The following is a 15,724-nucleotide window of genomic DNA, read 5'->3' as shown; positions in this document are numbered from 1 at the left end:
TGGGGCCCGGTATTTCTCAGCCGCTCGTCAGCCGCGGAAGCCCAGCAGCCCGTGCAGGGTGCTGCCCTTCGTGTTCGCGCCCGCCTTCGTGGCCGGTGTGGGCTTCGGCTCGGGGAGGGCCTCGCAGACCGCGTCCGCGCTGCCGCCGCTGCTGCCGCCCGGGAGGGTGCCGTCGGTGAGGTAGTCCACCAGGTACGCGTCCAGGCAGTCGTTGCCGCTCAGCGAGATGCCGTGGTTGCCGCCGCCCTGTTCGACGACCAGGGCCGAGCCCTTGAGGCGGCGGCTCATGGTGACACCGCCCTCGTACGGGGTGGCCGCGTCGTCGGTGGCCTGGAAGAGCAGCGCGGGCGGGATCGCGTCGTTGGTGACCCGCACGGGCTCCAGCGGCTCCACCGGCCAGGTCGCGCACGGGGCGTTGTACCAGGTGTTGTTCCAGGACATGAACGGCGCTTTGCGGTGTGCCTGCCAGGTGTCGTTGCGCCAGCTGCTCCAGGTCCGGGGCCAGGCGGCGTCGCGGCACTGCACCGCCGCGTAGACGGAGTACCCGTTGTCACCGCTCCTGTCGACGGCGCCGAAGTCCTCGTACGCGGTGGCGAGCGCCTCCTGGTCCCCCTCGTTCACGTACGCGGCGAACGTCTCGGCGAGGCGCGGCCAGTAGCCGTTGTAGTAGCCGCCCGGCATGAAGGTGTCCTCGAGCTCGCCCGGTCCGACCTTGCCGGCCGCGGGATGCTTCTTGACCGCGTCCCGCATCCGGTACCACGCCGCCTCGACCTCGGCGGGGTCGCCGCCGAGCCCGTAGGTCGCGTCGTTCCTGGCCACCCAGGCGGCGAAGGCCTTGTGGCGGGCGTCGAACGCGTGGTCCTGGCCGAGGTTGTCCTCGTACCAGACACCGTCCGGGTCGACGATCGAGTCCAGGACCAGGCGGCGGACGCGCTCGGGGAAGAGCTTGGCGTACACCGCGCCCAGGTAGGTGCCGTAGGAGTAGCCGAAGTAATTGATCCGGTCCGCGCCGAGGGCCCGGCGGACGACGTCGAGGTCCTTCGCGGCGCTGACGGTGTCCATGAAGGGCAGCAGGTCGCCGTGCTTCTCCCCGCACGCCGCGGCGAAGGAGGCGGCCCTGTTCCGTGCGGTCTTCTTGGCCTCGTAGGAGTCCGGCACGGTGTCGGGGCGTACGGGCGCGAAGTACTTCGGTACGCAGTCCAGAGCGGGCCTGCTCTTCCCGACCCCGCGCGGGTCGAACCCGATCACGTCGTACTGCGCTGCGACCTTCGCGGGCAGGGAGGCGGCGACGAAGCCCGCCATCGAGAGCCCGCTGCCCCCGGGGCCGCCGGGGTTGACCAGCAGCGGCCCCTGTGAGGTCTTCGCCGTGTGCGGGACACGGGAGAGGGCGAGGGTGATCTGTCTGCCCGACGGGTCGTCATGGTCGAGCGGGGCGCGCACCGTCGCGCACTGGAGGGCGGGATAGGACTTGGTGCCGCAGCCCTTCCACGTGAGCGGCGCGGCGGCCCCCGGGCCGGCCGTGACCGGTCCGGCGGACGCGGTGGACGGCGCGGCGGTCACCAGACCCGCGACCGTGGCGCCGACGGCGACCAGGATTCCTGCACGTTTCGTCATATGGCCTCCCGTGGTGGGGAACACGGCTGTGGATGGCACAGCCCCCGCGGCATGCTCCCCGGATCCGGGGGCGGGAGGACATGTTCTTCGGAGAGTTGACCCGTTTGATGAGCCCGGCCCGCGCGGTCAGAGCAGGCTCAGCTGGGTGGGCCCCCCGACGAGGGGCTCCGGAGTCTCCCGTGGAATGCGGCGGGCGCCGCCCCGGTCGGCGGGGCCGATCCCGTACTCGGCCGCCAGCTCGTGCACCCGGCGGGTGATGCCGCGCTGGTACCAGGTCGGCGCGTAGGCCCCGTCCGCGTACATCCGTTCGTACCGTGGCACCAGGTGCGGGTGGTGCCGGGTGAGCCACTGCATGAACCACTCGCGGGCGCCGGGCCGCAGATGGAGGACGAGGGGCGTCACCGAGGTCGCCCCGGCGGCGGCGACGGCGCGGACCGTGGCGCGCAGCTGGTCGGGGTGGTCGCCGAGGAAAGGGATGACCGGGGCCATCAGGACCCCGCAGCCGATCCCGTTGTCGGCCATGGCGCGTACGACGTCCAGGCGCCGCTGGGGGGAGGGGGTGCCCGGCTCGACCGTGCGCCACAGGTCCTGGTCCGTGAAGCCGACGGAGACGGACACGCCGACCTCGGTCACCTCGGCGGCCTGCCGCAGCAGTTCGAGGTCGCGCAGGATCAGCGTGCCCTTCGTGAGGATCGAGAAGGGGTTGGCGTGGTCGCGCAGCGCCCCGATGATGCCGGGCATCAGCCGGTAGCGGCCCTCGGCGCGCTGGTAGCAGTCGACGTTCGTGCCCATCGCGATGTGCTGGCCCTGCCACTGGCGGGAGGCCAGGTGCCTGCTCAGCAGTTCGGCGGCGTTGACCTTCACGACGATCTGGGAGTCGAAGCCGAGACCGGTGTCCAGGTCCAGATAGCTGTGGGTCTTGCGGGCGAAGCAGTAGACGCAGGCGTGGGAACAGCCCCGGTACGGGTTCACGGTCCATTCGAACGGCATGCGGGAGGCCCCGGGAACCCGGTTGACGATCGAGCGTGCCCGTATCTCGTGGAAGGTGATTCCCCGGAACTCAGGCGTGTCGAAGGTGCGCGTGGTGACCGCGTCCGCGGCGAAGAGCGCGCCGTTACCCGCCTTTGCGGTGTTCTCTGCCAGATTGTCCCAGCGCATGGACGCCTCCTTGGTAGCACTCCGCAGAGAATAGAACATGTGTTCCCTTGATCGTGCGCGGCGGCACGGGAGGCCCGATTTTGAGGGGCCGTACCCGAGGTGGTTGGCTCAGCAGCACCCCGAACAACCGAGTGCTGGAGGAACAGGCATGGCGCAGGTCGAGGCCACGACAGAGCGGATCATCGCGGCGGACGCAGAGACGGTGTTCGATGCGCTGGCCGACTACAAGGAGGTCCGGGGCAAGGTGCTGACCGGGCACTTCAGCGAGTACGAGGTGCGCGAGGGCGGCGACGGCGAAGGCACCCTCGTCCACTGGAAGCTCCAGGCCACCAGCAAGCGGGTCCGCGACTGCCTGCTCGAGGTCACCGAGCCGACCGACGGTCAGCTGATCGAGAAGGACCGCAACTCCTCGATGGTCACCACCTGGACCGTCACCCCGGCGGGCGAGGGGAAGTCGCGGGCCGTCGTCTCGACCGTGTGGAACGGCGCCGGTGGCATCGGCGGCTTCTTCGAGAAGACGTTCGCGCCCAAGGGGCTCGGCCGGATCTACGACGAGCTGCTGCAGAACCTCGCCGCCGAGGTCGAGAAGTAGGCCTGTTCCCCGCGCTGTTGGCGTCACGGCCGGCCTCACCGGAACGGGTGGTTTTCCGGGGTGGCCGGTTGTGCGCCGTAGCGCCTCCCACCGGCGCATAAGCCCTCCATGCGCGCCGTACGTGCGCCCGGTCGCGTTTGCCCCGCCTTGCCGCCTGATGCGAGAAATGGGCGGCGCAGCTGCGACGAGGGGAGCGTCACATGGGTGGGATCACTCTGGTGAAGGACGAGCCGGGAGGCACCGAGTACGGGCCGCCCGGACGAGCGGCCGGGCACGCGCCGCCTCCGCCCCCGGCCGCCGGGGCCACCACGACACCCGACGCGATCGGCCCGCGCCGGATCCGCCTGGTCTTCTTCGGGCTGATGCTCACCCTGCTGCTCGCGGCGCTCGACCAGATGATCGTCGCCACCGCCCTGCCGAAGATCGTCGGCGAGCTGCACGGCCTCGACAAGATGTCCTGGGCGGTCACCGCCTATCTGCTCGCCTCCACGATCGGCCTCCCGATCTACGGCAAGCTCGGCGACCTCTTCGGCCGCAAGGGCGTCTTCCAGTTCGCGATCGTCGTCTTCGTCATCGGGTCCGCCCTCGCCGGCTGGTCGCGCACGATGGACGAGCTCATCGCCTTCCGGGCCGTCCAGGGCATCGGCGGCGGCGGCCTCATGATCGGCGTCCAGGCGATCATCGCCGACATCGTCCCGCCCAGGGAGCGCGGACGCTACATGGGCCTCATCGGGGCGGTCTTCGGCCTCGCGTCCGTGGCCGGGCCGCTCCTCGGCGGCTTCTTCACCGACCACGCCTCCTGGCGCTGGTGCTTCTACATCAACGTGCCGTTCGGCATCGTCACCCTCGCCGTCATCGCGCTCGTACTGAAGCTGCCCAAGCCGGCCGTCCGTCCCCGCCTCGACGTGCTGGGGGCGCTGCTGCTCGCCGCCGCCTCGACGTGCCTGGTGCTGCTCACCAGCTGGGGCGGCACGGAGTACGCCTGGGGCTCGCGGACCATCCTGGGGCTCGCCGCCGGAGCCGCCGGAACGACGCTGCTGTTCATCGTCGTCGAGCACCGCGCGGCCGAACCCGTCATCCCGCTGCGGCTGTTCCGTGACTCGGTCTTCAACGTCACCTCACTCGTGGGCGCGGTCGTCGGGGTCGCACTCTTCGGGGCGGCCAGCTATCTGCCGACGTACCTCCAGATGGTCGAGGGGGTGTCCGCCACCGAGTCGGGGCTGCTGATGCTGCCCATGATGGGCGGCATCGTCATCGCCTCCGTGGTCTCCGGGCAGCTGGTGTCGCGCACCGGCCGCTACCGGGTCTATCCGCTGGCGGGCGGAGCCGTCTCGGTCGTGGGGATGTGGCTGCTCTCCCTCCTCGACACCGAGACCTCGGCGCTGGAGTACGGCATCTGGCAGGCGGTCCTGGGCGTCGGGATCGGTCTGGTGATGTCGATCCTGGTGCTGGCCGTGCAGAACTCCGTACGCCCTTCCGACCTCGGTACCGCCACCAGCGCCCACAACTACTTCCGGCAGATCGGCGGCAGTGTCGGTGCCGCGATCTTCGGGACCCTGTTCGCGGGCCGGCTCACCGACGCGCTCGGGGTGCGCCTCCCGTCCGGCGCCGACCTGCCCGACGCCGAGTCGATCACTCCCCAGCTGGTCCATACCATGGAGCCCGCGCTGCGGGACGCGTACATCCAGGCCTACGCCGACGCGATGCCCCGCATCTTCCTCTACCTCGTGCCGGTGCTCCTGCTCGGCCTGCTCCTCGCCTTCTTCCTCAAGGAGAAACCGCTGGTGTCCCACCACACCCCGCAGACGGCGGCCGATCCGGCCGTGACGCAGTCCACGATCCCCGTCGCCCGGACCGAGCCAAGTCCGCCCCGGCCGGGCGCACTCTCCGGGGTTCCGGTGCGCGGATGCGTCCAGCATCCCGACGGCACGACGGTGGCACGGGCCGCGCTCACCCTGATCGACGTCCAGGGACAGCAGGTCGGGCGGAGCGCCAGCGGCGACGACGGGCGGTACGCGCTGAGCGCGCCCGGGGCGGGGGCGTACGTGCTGATCGCCGCGGCCGGCGGCCACCAGCCGCAGGCCGTCAGTGTCACGGTGGGCGAACGGCCGGTGGAACTCGACGTGGTGCTCGGCGGGGCCGGCCGGCTCGCCGGCGCGGTCCTCACCCCGGACGGCGCCCCCGTCCGGGACGCCGCGGTCACCCTCACCGACGTACGGGGCGAAGTGGTCGCGAGCACCCGCACCGGGCGTGAGGGGGCCTATGTCATCAGCGAGCTCGTGGCCGGGGAGTACACCCTCGCGGCCAGCGCCCCCGCCTACCGGCCCGCCGCCCTCCCGGTCAGCGTGCAGGCCGCACGGGAGACCCGGCAGGACATCGAGCTGGCCGGCGGGGCCGTGCTGCGCGGGATCGTACGCGCCCCCGGCGGCCGGGCCGTGGAGGACGCCAGGGTCACCCTCCTGGACGCGGCGGGCAACGTGGTCGACACCCTGACCACCGGCCCCGACGGCGCCTTCCGGTTCGTGGACCTGTCGACCGGCGAGTACACCGTGATCGCCGCCGGCTATCCGCCGGTCGCCACCGTGCTCCAGCTCCCCGGCGGGGGGCGGACCGAGCGCGATCTCCAACTGGGCCACGAGGACTGAGCCTCACGGCGACGCGGCGGGCGTGCGGCACCCCGCACGCCCACCGCGGCGCCGTGAGGGCCGGGACGGGCTGGGCGGCCCATGCCGGGGACACTCGCCCGGGAACCGCCGCCGTCGACCGGCCGGGGGCACTCGCCCGGCGACGGGCCGGGAACCACCGACGGCGACCGGCCGGGGCACGCGCCCGCGACAGGCCGGCCCCCCGCCCGCGCTCAGGGCAGCAGGCGGGGTCCGCGTCTCGCCGCGACGTCCTCGACCCAGCCGAAGCACGCCACGGCCGCGGCGATCAGCACCCACGCGACGCCGAACTGCCACCACAGGCTGTCGAGCGGCAGATGGCGCTCCATCGCCGGCACCTCCCACATCAGGTCGATCAGCGGTACGGCGGCCATCAGCGCCACCTCGTGCCAGAGGTAGACCGTGACCGCCCGGGCGTTGAACACCGTGACGACCCGGTCCGCCACCCGATGGCGTGCGAGCCCGTCGAAGCGCGGCCGGAAGCGCAGCAGGAGCAGCACGAAGCCCGCCGACCACAGCGCCTGGGCGAGCGGGATGTCGTCCAGGTCGGCCTTGCCGTCCACCTGGTGGCCCACCGCCCACCAGGCGCCCACCGCCATCAGCGGCACCGCGGCGGCAAGGGTCCCCGCCCCGCGCAGCCGGTCGAGCACCCCGTCACGGTGCGCGAAACCCAGCAGCCAGCAGAACAGGAACACCGCCCCGTCGCTGAGCGCGCTCCCCAGCCGCCCGTCCGGCACGCCCGACACCGTCTCCAGGACCACGACGGGCACCAGCGACAGCGCGAGCACCGGGACAGGGGCGAGCCGGAACAGCCGCAGGAGCAGCGGCGAGAGCAGTACGAACCACAGGTACGCGCGCAGGTACCAGAGCACCGCCCAGGCCTGCTCGCCCCACTCGCCACCGGGCGGATCACCGATCGGCAGCACCCAGTACAGGACGTCCGGTCCCGGCACCCACCCGTGCAGCAGCATCGCCACGCCGAGCAGCAGACCGAAGAACCACACAGGGATCAGCAGCCTCCGCAGCCGGCTCCGCAGCACCCCGAAGGCGGGCCGCTCCAGGGAGCGGGCCATGAGCGAGCCGGCGAGGGCGAACATCACGCCCATGGACGGGAAGACGAAGCCCAGCCAGGGCCACTCGAAGGTGTGGTAGGTCACCACCCGTACGAGGGCGACGGCACGCAGCACGTCGAAGGACCGGTCACGGCCGGTGCCCGTGACGGCAGCGGGGGACGGCGCGAGCGCCGTCCTGCGGTGCGCGCCCCCCACTACGAGGCCCCCACGCCGGGCGTGCCCACTTCGCCGGTGCGCTTCAGCTTCTGCCAGCGCAGCCGGCCTCCGGTCGCGGCGGTGACGCAGGAGTGGATCAGCACGAGGTACATCAACTGCCGGTAGGCGAGCTGCTGGAGGGGCAGCATCAGCAGATATCTGTATTTCTCCCGGTCGAGCCGGAAGGCGTACGCCGCACAGAACAACTGCACGGCCAGGACCGCCAGCCACGCGAGCAGCGAGGCACGGAAGTCCACGAAGATCATCGCGTAGACCGTGAAGACGTCGATGAGCGGCGCGAAGACCGGTGTGACGATCTGGAAGAGGACGACCAGCGGCATCCCGACCCGGCCGAAGCGCCCGGAGGGCCCCCGGTCGGTGACGGACCGGCGGTGCTTCCACAGCGCCTGCATGGTGCCGTAGCTCCATCGGTAGCGCTGACGCCACAACTGCCCCAGGGACGCCGGTGCCTCGGTCCAGGCGCGGGCGTGCTCGGCGTACACGACCCGCCGGCCCGCGCGGTGCAGGGCGATGGTGATGTCGGTGTCCTCGGCCAGCGTGTCCTCGCTCATGCCGCCGACCTCCAGGACGGCATCCCGGCGGAACGCCCCGATGGCTCCGGGGATGGTGGGCATGCAGCCGAGCAGGTCGTACATCCTGCGGTCGAGGTTGAAGCCCATCACGTACTCGATGTGCTGCCAGGCGCCGATCATCGTGGACCGGTTGCCGACCTTCGCGTTGCCCGCGACGGCGCCGACCCTCGGATCGGCGAAGGGCTGCACGAGCCGCGCCACCGTCTCGGGTTCGAAGACGGTGTCCCCGTCCATCATCACGACGATGTCGTGACGCGCCTGGCGCACACCGTTGTTGAGGGCGGCCGACTTGCCCGCGTTCTCCTGCCGGATCACCCGGACATTGGGCAGCCCCAGCGCCTCGGCTATCTCCGCCGTGCCGTCGGTCGAGCCGTCGTCGACGACCACGATCTCGATCGGATGGGTGCTGGCGGCAAGGGAGTTGAGCGTACTGGCGATGCACTCCTTCTCGTTGTAGGCGGGCACGATCACGCTCACCGGTTCCGTCACCTCGGGGCCCCAGGTGAACCTGCGTCTGTTGCGCTGCCGGTAGTGGCGCCGGGCGAGCAGCAGCATCATGCCGAAGCGGCCGAGTACGGCCACGCCCACCACACCCAGCACCACGGCCAGTCCCGGCACGGTCCACTCCGCCACCGCGACCGCCGCCAGCAGGGCGCGGCCCTCCCACTCGGACGCCGTGTCCGCCTTCCGGTGGGCGGCCTGTTCCGCGTTGCCCTGCGCGGCGCCGGGCTGCCCGGGGCCGGCGGCCGGAGCCGTTGCGGCCTGCTCGGTCCCGTCCTCCGCGAGGGTCGCGGAGTCCTGCTGCTGAGCGCCGCTCACCGTGGTGAAGGTGTAGCCCTGCGCCTTCATCTTCTCGATGTACTTCGGCAGCGCGGTCAGCGTCTGGGAGCGGTCGCCGCCGGCGTCGTGGAAGAGCACCGACGCGCCCTTCCCGTCCTCCGGAGTCGCCCACTCGACGATCTTGTCGACACCGGGCTGCTGCCAGTCCTCGCTGTCGGTGTCGATGAACACGCTGGTGTAGCCCATAGCGCCGAGGCGCTCGTAGACGGGCCAGCTGTAGTCGTCGATCGCGTCGGTCTTCGAGGAGTAGGGGGCGCGGAACAGGGTCGTGGTGATGCCCGCGGCGCCCGCCAGGGCGAGCTGCGTCTGCGCGATCTCCCGCTTGACGCGGGCCTCGCTCTGGTAGGAGAGGTCGACGTGCGTGAAGGTGTGGACCCCCACCTCGTTGCCCTCGTCGACCATCCTGCGTACGACGTCCGGGTAGCGCGAGATCATCGAGCCCACGAGGAAGAACGTGCCCGGGACGTCGTTCTCCTCCAGGATGTCCATGACCTTGTCGCTCCACTCGGGATCGGGGCCGTCGTCGAAGGTCAGCACGATCGTCTTGTCGGGGACCGACTGCGTGTGTGCGGTGCCGCCGGGGAAGCTCAGCAGCGGTCCGCCCTCCAGGACCTCGCTGGGCACCGTGTCCGCGGACGCGCCGGTACGCACCCGCTGGTCGTCACCGACCTCGGCCCGCAGATACCCGTCCAGCAGCATCACGGAGACGAGTGCCAGCAACAGCAGCAGCGCCATGACCACACGGGGCTTGGGGACGGCCTGGCGTCCGACGCGGCCGATCACGCCCGGCGTGGCGTGCCGGCGGCGGCGAGCGGCCATCAGCCGGCCTCGCCGGACGTGGTGGCCCGGGCGGACGGAGTCGCCCCGCCGGAGGCGGGCGGCGCCGGTATGCCGCTCGGCGCGCCGCTCGGGGGCATGCCGTAGCCGGGCCGGGCCCCGCCACCGGGCCCGGCTTCGGCGGCCGGACCGCCGTCGAAGGGGAGCAGCTGGGAGGGGGTCAGGGAGATGCCGCCCATGAAGGCGAGCCCCAGGACGGCGGCGTAACCGACGCAGACGATGCCCAGCAGCATGCCCGCGCGGCGCAGCAGCTTGGCCCGGCGCCCGGAGCTGTCCACGAAGACGGGCCCTTCCTGGGGTCGTGCGGCGGCACGGCGCCGCTCCGCCGAGCGGGCCGGTCCGGCGTGTGCCCGGCGCCGGCCGCGCGGCGCCGGGTCTTTCTCGATGACGGGGTCGGATTGCATGTGCGCATGGTGGCCGACCTTGATGTGCGAAGTCTGGAGCTTTCCTGGCCGCGCGCTGTGAAACGGCCGCGAACCTGTAGGGCCGCTGAGAGTGCGCCGGGTGCTCCCCTCGCCCTCGACGCGCCTCGAACCCTTTCCAGCAGGGGAGTTGCCCCTGAGCGGCGGCGGCTCCACGGCCCTTTCCATGAGTTGGCTGTGTCTTCGCCCGAGCCTGCCGTGTGAGAGGTTCGTGGTGTCCCGGCAGCATCTCGGCTGCCGCTCCGGGCGCTTCCTCGAAAGCAGGTGCACACACGTCATGCAAAGGCGCACACGCGTTTCCTCGGCCGTTGCGGGGCTGATCGCACTCGGCCTCGCGTGCTCGGCCTGCGCGACGGGCGGCGTCGCCGACCAGGCGAACGGCTCCGCCCCGCCCCCGCCGACAGCGGCGTCGCGACAGACCGCCTACACCCCGTACGTGAGCGCCACCACCGCGTCCGGCACCGACGGCGCCGGGTCGCCCGACACGTACAACCTCGCCTTCGTCACCTCCGGCGCGTCGGGCTGCACCCCGCTCTGGGGCGGCACCACCGCGGCCGGCAGCGAGGCGGTCGCGGCCCGCGCGGAGGCGCTCACCGGCAGCGGGGCGGACATCCGGGTCTCCTTCGGAGGCGCTGCGGGCACCGAAGCCGCGCTCGCCTGCGACAGCGCGGAGGAACTGGCCGACGCCTACGCCGAGGTCCTCGACGCCGTCGGCGCCGGCAACGCCGACTTCGACATCGAGGGCGACGCGCTCACCGACGCCGCGTCCGTCACCCGCCGCAACGAAGCCCTCGCCCTGCTCCAGGAGGACCGCGACCTCGACGTCACCTACACGCTGCCCGTCATGCCCGACGGGCTGGAGGAGAGCGGGACCGCCGTCCTGGAGGACGCCGTGGACCAGGGCGTCGACCTCTCGGCGGTCAACATCATGGCGATGAACTACAGCACGTCCGACACCGGCGACATGGGCGACTACGCGGAGCAGGCCGCCCAGGCCGCCCACGACCAGCTCGTGGAGGTGCTGGGACTCTCGCGGGACGCGGCCTGGCAGGCGCTGCACATCACGGTGATGATCGGGGTCAACGATGTCGAGGGGGAGACCTTCACCCTCGACGATGCCGCCTCCCTGCGCACCTTCGCCACCCGGCAGGGGGTCGGCGCGCTCTCGCTGTGGGCTTCCTTCCGCGACCAGGAGTGCGACGCGGACGAGGACACCACGACGGCGTCGGACACCTGCAGCGGAGTCGACCAGGAAGCGGGGGCGTTCGCCGAGGCCCTCGGCGGCTGAGCGTCCGGGAGAGTCTGCCGCTCACGGCCCCGGCGACCCGGGTTCAGCGCAGGGGGTCCTCCCGGACCAGGGCCATCAGCGCCCTCGCCCCCGGGCTCATTGCCCCGGCCGGCGGCAGCACGACGACACTCTCGTACACCGCCGGCTCCGCGCCGTCGAGCTCCACCGCCACCAGCCCCCGCGCCTCCGGCTTGCGGGAGAAGTGGTGCGGCACCACCGCGATCCCGAGACCCTCGTGCACGAGCTCCAGCAGGCTGTGCACGTCGCTGACCTCCAGCGCGACCGTGCGGCGCGCCCCCGCCGCGGCGAACGCCTCGTCCACCGCCCGGCGAGGCCCCCAGTCCGGATGGAAGTCGATGAAGGACTCGCCCTGGAGCCCGCTCCACGCCACCGGAGCTCCCTTCGAGGCGAGCCGGTGGCCGGGCGCGCACAGCACCACCATCGGCTCCCTCGCCAGCGGCACGAGCCCGCCCCGCCACTCGGGCGGACTGACGGTGGCGGCGAACGCGAGGTCGAGTCGGCCGCCGGCCACCCCCTCCAGCAGGCTGGACGTGCCCTCCTGGCGGAGCCTGATCTCCATCTGCGGATGGTCCCGGTGGAAGGCCGCGAGCAGCCGCGCCGGGCTGACCCCGGCCACGCACTGCTCCACCCCCAGCGTCAGCGTCCCGCGCAGCAGTCCGCGTACGGCGTCCACGGCGTCCCGCGCGGCCCTGGCCCCCGCCAGCGTCCGCTCCGCCTCCACCAGCAGGGCCTGCCCGGCCTCGGTGAGCCGGACCGTGCGTGTCGTACGGCTGAACAGCGGCGTCCGCAGCTCGTGCTCCAGCGCCCGGACGGACGCGGACAGCCCGGACTGGGAGACGGCGAGACGCTCGGCCGCCCGGGTGAAGTGCTGCTCCTCGGCGACGGCGACGAAGTGCTCCAGCTGACGCAGTTCCATGATTGAGCAATCTAGGCGATGAATCCGAGCGGAATCTCCTGTTGGACCGCTGGATCCATCTCCGCCAGTCTGGAGCCTGCGCACCGGATCCGGCGCGCAGGACCGTGCCCCGTGGAGTGCCCGTATGTACCTTCCGTCCGCCGACCGCTACACCGCCATGCCCTACCGGCGCACCGGGCGCAGCGGTCTGCTGCTCCCCGCGCTCTCGCTCGGCCTCTGGCACAACTTCGGGGGCGACCGGACCTCCGAGAGCCAGGGCGCGATCCTGCGCCGGGCCTTCGACCTGGGCATCACGCACTTCGACCTGGCCAACAACTACGGCCCGCCCCCCGGGTCCGCCGAGATCGCCATGGGCCGGGCCCTCCGTACGGACTTCGCCGGACTCCGGGACGAGATCGTCATCTCCACCAAGGCCGGCTACCACATGTGGGAGGGCCCGTACGGGGAGTGGGGCTCGCGCAAGAGCCTGCGCTCCTCGCTCGACCAGAGCCTGACCCGGCTCGGCCTCGACTACGTCGACATCTTCTACTCGCACCGCTTCGACCCCGACACCCCGCTCGAGGAGACGATGGGCGCCCTCGACACGGCGGTGCGCCAGGGCAAGGCCCTCTACGCCGGTGTCTCCAACTACTCCGCCGAACAGACCCGCGAGGCCGCCCGCATCCTGAACGAGCTGGGCACCCCGCTCCTCATCCACCAGCCGCGCTACTCCATGCTGGACCGCTGGGTCGAGGACGGACTGCTCGACGCCCTGGACGAGCTCGGCACCGGCTCCATCGCGTACTCGCCGCTGGAGCAGGGCATCCTCTCCGACCGCTATCTGAACGGCGTCCCGGAGGGGTCGCGGGCGGCGGGGAGCAGCCCGTTCCTGTCTGCCGAGGCAGTCACCCCGGACCTCGTCAGCCGCTTGGCGGCACTGAACGAACTGGCGCGTGAACGCGGTCAGTCCCTCGCGCAGATGGCCCTCGCCTGGGTGCTGCGCGGCGGCCGGGTCACCTCCGCCGTCGTCGGCGCGAGCAGCGTCGCGCAGCTGGAGAACAGCGTCGCGGCGGCCGCGAACCTGGAGTTCGGCGAGGACGAGCTGGCCCGGATCGACGAGCTGGTCAAGGGCACCGCCCGCGCCTGACCCGGAGCGCCGCTCCCCGCACCGTCCGCCGCCCGGCCCCCCCCCGGGCGGCGGACAGCGGACGGCTTCACCGGACTGGACCAGTGACAGATCACGAAGGCTCTGGCCCCGTGCTGTCCCGGCGCGTACCGTGATGCGGCACGAAGATCCTCTTCCCGCGGTGCGGGCGGGGGAGCGAACCGACCAGGGACGGGACCGCGCCGTGAAGATCCTCGTCAGCGCCGACATGGAGGGCGCCACCGGAGTGACCTGGCCGGCCGATGTGCTGCCGGGGACCCCGCAGTGGGAGCGCTGCCGGGCCCTGTTCACGTCCGACGTGAACGCCGCCGCGCTCGGTTTCTACGACGGCGGCGCCGACGAGGTGCTCGTCAACGAGGCCCACTGGAGCATGCGGAACCTGCTCCTCGAACGGCTGGACGAACGCGTCCAGATGCTGACGGGCAGACACAAATCCCTCTCCATGGTCGAGGGCATCCAGCACGGCGACGTCGACGGGGTGGCGTTCGTCGGCTATCACACCGGTGCCGGCACCGAGGGCGTGCTCGCCCACACCTACCTCGCCAACTCCATCACCGGTGTCTGGCTCAACGGTGTCCGCGCGAGCGAGGGCCTGCTCAACGCCCATGTCGCGGCGGAGTACGGGGTCCCTGTCGTCCTCGTCACCGGCGACGACCTGACCTGCGAGGACGCCACCGGTTACGCCCCCCTGGCCCGCAAGGTCGCGGTGAAGGACCACGTCTCGCGTTACGCGGCCGTGTGCCGCACCCCCACCCGCACCGCCGCCGACATCCGGGCAGCGGCGGCTGAGGCGATCGCGCTGGCGGTCCGCCACACACCGGTGACGGGCGGCTCCTTCACGGTGGAGCTCGAGTTCGACGCCGAGCACCTGGCGGCGGCCGCGACCGTGGTGCCCGGCGTGGCGCCGAGCGGCGAACGGCGTGTCGCCTACACCAGCGGGACGATGTACGAAGGTATCCGCACGTTCAAGGCGGTGACGACGATCGTGTCGGCCGCCGTGGAGGAGCAGTATGGCTGAGGCGGGCAGGCCGACCGGACCGGTGGACGAGCGTGCGCTCGGGGAATCGGTGACGTTCACCTCCGAGCTGATCCGGATCGACACCACCAACCGGGGCGACGGCAGCTGCCGGGAACGCCCGGCCGCCGAGTACGTCGCCGAGCGCCTTGCCGAGGCCGGTCTGGAGCCCGCGCTCCTGGAGCGCACACCGGGACGTACGAACGTGGTCGCCCGGATCGGCGGCACCGATCCCTCGGCCGACGCCCTCCTCGTGCACGGGCACCTGGACGTGGTGCCCGCCGAGGCCGCCGACTGGACCGTGCACCCCTTCTCCGGAGAGGTGCGCGACGGGGTCGTGTGGGGCCGCGGAGCCATCGACATGAAGAACATGGACGCGATGGTGCTCGCGGTGGTCCGGGCCTGGGCGCGCGCCGGCGTCCGCCCGCGCCGCGACATCGTGATCGCCTACACGGCCGACGAGGAGGCGAGCGCGAGCGACGGCGCGGGGTTCCTCGCCGACCGCCACCCCGAGCTGTTCGAGGGCTGCACGGAGGGCATCAGCGAGTCCGGGGCCTTCACCTTCCACGCCGGACCAGGCATGCCGCTCTACCCCATCGCCGCGGGCGAGCGCGGAACGGGCTGGCTGAAGCTGACCGCCGAGGGCAAGGCCGGTCACGGCTCCAAGGTCAACAAGGCCAACGCGGTCAGCGCCCTGGCCGCCGCCGTAGCCAGGATCGGCGCGTACGAGTGGCCGGTGCGCCTGACCCCGACCGTGCGGGCGGCGATCGAGGAGATCGCCGCACTCCACCACATCCGTGTCGATGCCGGTGCCCCCGGGCTCGACGTGGACGAACTCCTCGGCAAGCTCGGCCCGGCCGCGGCGCTGATCGAGCCCACCATCCGCAACAGCACCAACCCGACGATGCTGGAGGCGGGTTACAAGGTCAACGTGATCCCGGGCCGTGCCACCGCCTTCGTCGACGGACGCATGGTGCCCGGTGGCGAGGAGGAGTTCCACGCGACGCTGGACCGGCTGACCGGCCCGGGGGTCGAGTGGGAGTTCCACCACCGGGAGGTCGCCCTCGAATCGCCGGTCGACTCGCCGACGTACGCGAAGATGCGGGCGGCCGTCGAACTGTTCGACCCGGATGCCCGCGTCGTCCCCTACTCCATGTCGGGCGGCACGGACGCCAAGCAGTTCTCCCGCCTCGGCATCACCGGCTACGGCTACTCCCCGCTGAAGCTGCCTGTCGGTTTCGACTACCAGGCGCTGTTCCACGGCGTCGACGAACGGGTCCCGGTCGAGGCACTGCACTTCGGCGTCCGGGTCCTGGACCACTTCCTGCGCGGCGCCTGACGCACCGCGCCGCC

General features: G+C 72.0%; 12 protein-coding genes. 6 read left to right on the top strand and 6 right to left on the bottom strand.

Annotation, left to right across the window (positions count from 1 at the left end; translation table 11 throughout):
- Positions 1 to 27: 27 nt before the first annotated feature.
- Together ACFYQ6_RS23990 and ACFYQ6_RS23985 are read right to left on the bottom strand one after the other, a co-directional pair.
- Positions 28 to 1,614 carry an alpha/beta hydrolase gene (locus ACFYQ6_RS23990; RefSeq protein ID WP_388764804.1) on the bottom strand — a complete coding sequence of 529 codons (1,587 nt, stop codon included), beginning with the start codon at positions 1,612 to 1,614 and terminating at the stop codon, positions 28 to 30.
- Positions 1,615 to 1,740: 126 nt separating this feature from the next.
- Positions 1,741 to 2,772 carry an Rv2578c family radical SAM protein gene (locus ACFYQ6_RS23985; protein WP_388764802.1) on the bottom strand — a complete coding sequence of 344 codons (1,032 nt, stop codon included), beginning with the start codon at positions 2,770 to 2,772 and terminating at the stop codon, positions 1,741 to 1,743.
- 148 nt (positions 2,773 to 2,920) lie between these two features.
- Between ACFYQ6_RS23985 and ACFYQ6_RS23980 the strand changes: the two genes are divergently transcribed.
- Both ACFYQ6_RS23980 and ACFYQ6_RS23975 read left to right on the top strand, forming a co-directional pair.
- A complete protein-coding gene (locus ACFYQ6_RS23980; RefSeq protein ID WP_356740954.1) occupies positions 2,921 to 3,364 on the top strand; it encodes an SRPBCC family protein in 444 nt (147 codons plus the stop codon).
- A gap of 200 nt (positions 3,365 to 3,564) precedes the next feature.
- Positions 3,565 to 6,009 (top strand): MFS transporter, encoded by a 2,445-nt coding sequence (locus ACFYQ6_RS23975; protein WP_388764800.1) that lies wholly within the window; start codon positions 3,565 to 3,567, stop codon positions 6,007 to 6,009.
- A gap of 212 nt (positions 6,010 to 6,221) precedes the next feature.
- On the opposite strand, the gene ACFYQ6_RS23970 is transcribed toward ACFYQ6_RS23975, so the two are convergent.
- The 3 genes from ACFYQ6_RS23970 to ACFYQ6_RS23960 are packed head-to-tail and all read right to left on the bottom strand — an operon-like array spanning position 6,222 to position 9,969.
- Positions 6,222 to 7,295, bottom strand: coding sequence for an acyltransferase (locus ACFYQ6_RS23970; RefSeq protein WP_388764798.1), 1,074 nt, complete (start codon positions 7,293 to 7,295; stop codon positions 6,222 to 6,224).
- Positions 7,295 to 9,547, bottom strand: coding sequence for a bifunctional polysaccharide deacetylase/glycosyltransferase family 2 protein (locus tag ACFYQ6_RS23965; RefSeq protein WP_388764796.1), 2,253 nt, complete (start codon positions 9,545 to 9,547; stop codon positions 7,295 to 7,297). The genes ACFYQ6_RS23970 and ACFYQ6_RS23965 overlap by 1 nt, the downstream gene beginning before the upstream one ends.
- Positions 9,547 to 9,969, bottom strand: a complete 423-nt coding sequence (locus ACFYQ6_RS23960) for a hypothetical protein (protein ID WP_361577513.1) — start codon at positions 9,967 to 9,969, stop codon at positions 9,547 to 9,549. Before ACFYQ6_RS23960 ends, ACFYQ6_RS23965 begins: the two co-directional genes overlap by 1 nt.
- 295 nt (positions 9,970 to 10,264) lie before the next feature.
- Between ACFYQ6_RS23960 and ACFYQ6_RS23955 the strand changes: the two genes are divergently transcribed.
- A complete protein-coding gene (locus tag ACFYQ6_RS23955; RefSeq protein WP_388764793.1) occupies positions 10,265 to 11,275 on the top strand; it encodes a chitinase in 1,011 nt (336 codons plus the stop codon).
- 43 nt (positions 11,276 to 11,318) lie between these two features.
- Here ACFYQ6_RS23955 and ACFYQ6_RS23950 read toward each other — a convergent pair whose 3' ends face one another.
- Positions 11,319 to 12,212, bottom strand: a complete 894-nt coding sequence (locus tag ACFYQ6_RS23950) for a LysR family transcriptional regulator (protein WP_361577519.1) — start codon at positions 12,210 to 12,212, stop codon at positions 11,319 to 11,321.
- 124 nt (positions 12,213 to 12,336) lie between these two features.
- Between ACFYQ6_RS23950 and ACFYQ6_RS23945 the strand changes: the two genes are divergently transcribed.
- The 3 genes from ACFYQ6_RS23945 (at position 12,337) to ACFYQ6_RS23935 (ending at position 15,710) form a co-directional block, all read left to right on the top strand.
- Positions 12,337 to 13,338 carry an aldo/keto reductase gene (locus tag ACFYQ6_RS23945; RefSeq protein ID WP_388764791.1) on the top strand — a complete coding sequence of 334 codons (1,002 nt, stop codon included), beginning with the start codon at positions 12,337 to 12,339 and terminating at the stop codon, positions 13,336 to 13,338.
- Between the two features lie 202 nt (positions 13,339 to 13,540).
- Positions 13,541 to 14,374: a M55 family metallopeptidase gene (locus tag ACFYQ6_RS23940; protein WP_361577525.1), complete on the top strand. Its 834-nt coding sequence runs from the start codon at positions 13,541 to 13,543 to the stop codon at positions 14,372 to 14,374.
- Positions 14,367 to 15,710, top strand: a complete 1,344-nt coding sequence (locus ACFYQ6_RS23935) for a M20/M25/M40 family metallo-hydrolase (RefSeq protein ID WP_361577528.1) — start codon at positions 14,367 to 14,369, stop codon at positions 15,708 to 15,710. The genes ACFYQ6_RS23940 and ACFYQ6_RS23935 overlap by 8 nt, the downstream gene beginning before the upstream one ends.
- The last annotated feature ends 14 nt before the right edge of the window (positions 15,711 to 15,724 follow it).

The organism is Streptomyces sp. NPDC005494, from assembly GCF_042872025.1.
Classification (GTDB): Bacteria; Actinomycetota; Actinomycetes; order Streptomycetales; family Streptomycetaceae; genus Streptomyces.
Note: the sequence above shows the minus strand (reverse complement) of the source record. Positions and strands in the feature narration are given on the sequence as shown.

Excerpts from the sequence above, each read along its gene's own strand:
- ACFYQ6_RS23990 (WP_388764804.1), bottom strand. The coding sequence starts at position 1,614 with ATGACGAAACGTGCAGGAATCCTGGTCGCCGTCGGCGCCACGGTCGCG.
- ACFYQ6_RS23985 (WP_388764802.1), bottom strand. The coding sequence starts at position 2,772 with ATGCGCTGGGACAATCTGGCAGAGAACACCGCAAAGGCGGGTAACGGC.
- ACFYQ6_RS23980 (WP_356740954.1), top strand. The coding sequence starts at position 2,921 with ATGGCGCAGGTCGAGGCCACGACAGAGCGGATCATCGCGGCGGACGCA.
- ACFYQ6_RS23975 (WP_388764800.1), top strand. The coding sequence starts at position 3,565 with ATGGGTGGGATCACTCTGGTGAAGGACGAGCCGGGAGGCACCGAGTAC.
- ACFYQ6_RS23965 (WP_388764796.1), bottom strand. The coding sequence starts at position 9,547 with ATGGCCGCTCGCCGCCGCCGGCACGCCACGCCGGGCGTGATCGGCCGC.
- ACFYQ6_RS23960 (WP_361577513.1), bottom strand. The coding sequence starts at position 9,969 with ATGCAATCCGACCCCGTCATCGAGAAAGACCCGGCGCCGCGCGGCCGG.
- ACFYQ6_RS23955 (WP_388764793.1), top strand. The coding sequence starts at position 10,265 with ATGCAAAGGCGCACACGCGTTTCCTCGGCCGTTGCGGGGCTGATCGCA.
- ACFYQ6_RS23950 (WP_361577519.1), bottom strand. The coding sequence starts at position 12,212 with ATGGAACTGCGTCAGCTGGAGCACTTCGTCGCCGTCGCCGAGGAGCAG.
- ACFYQ6_RS23945 (WP_388764791.1), top strand. The coding sequence starts at position 12,337 with ATGTACCTTCCGTCCGCCGACCGCTACACCGCCATGCCCTACCGGCGC.
- ACFYQ6_RS23935 (WP_361577528.1), top strand. The coding sequence starts at position 14,367 with ATGGCTGAGGCGGGCAGGCCGACCGGACCGGTGGACGAGCGTGCGCTC.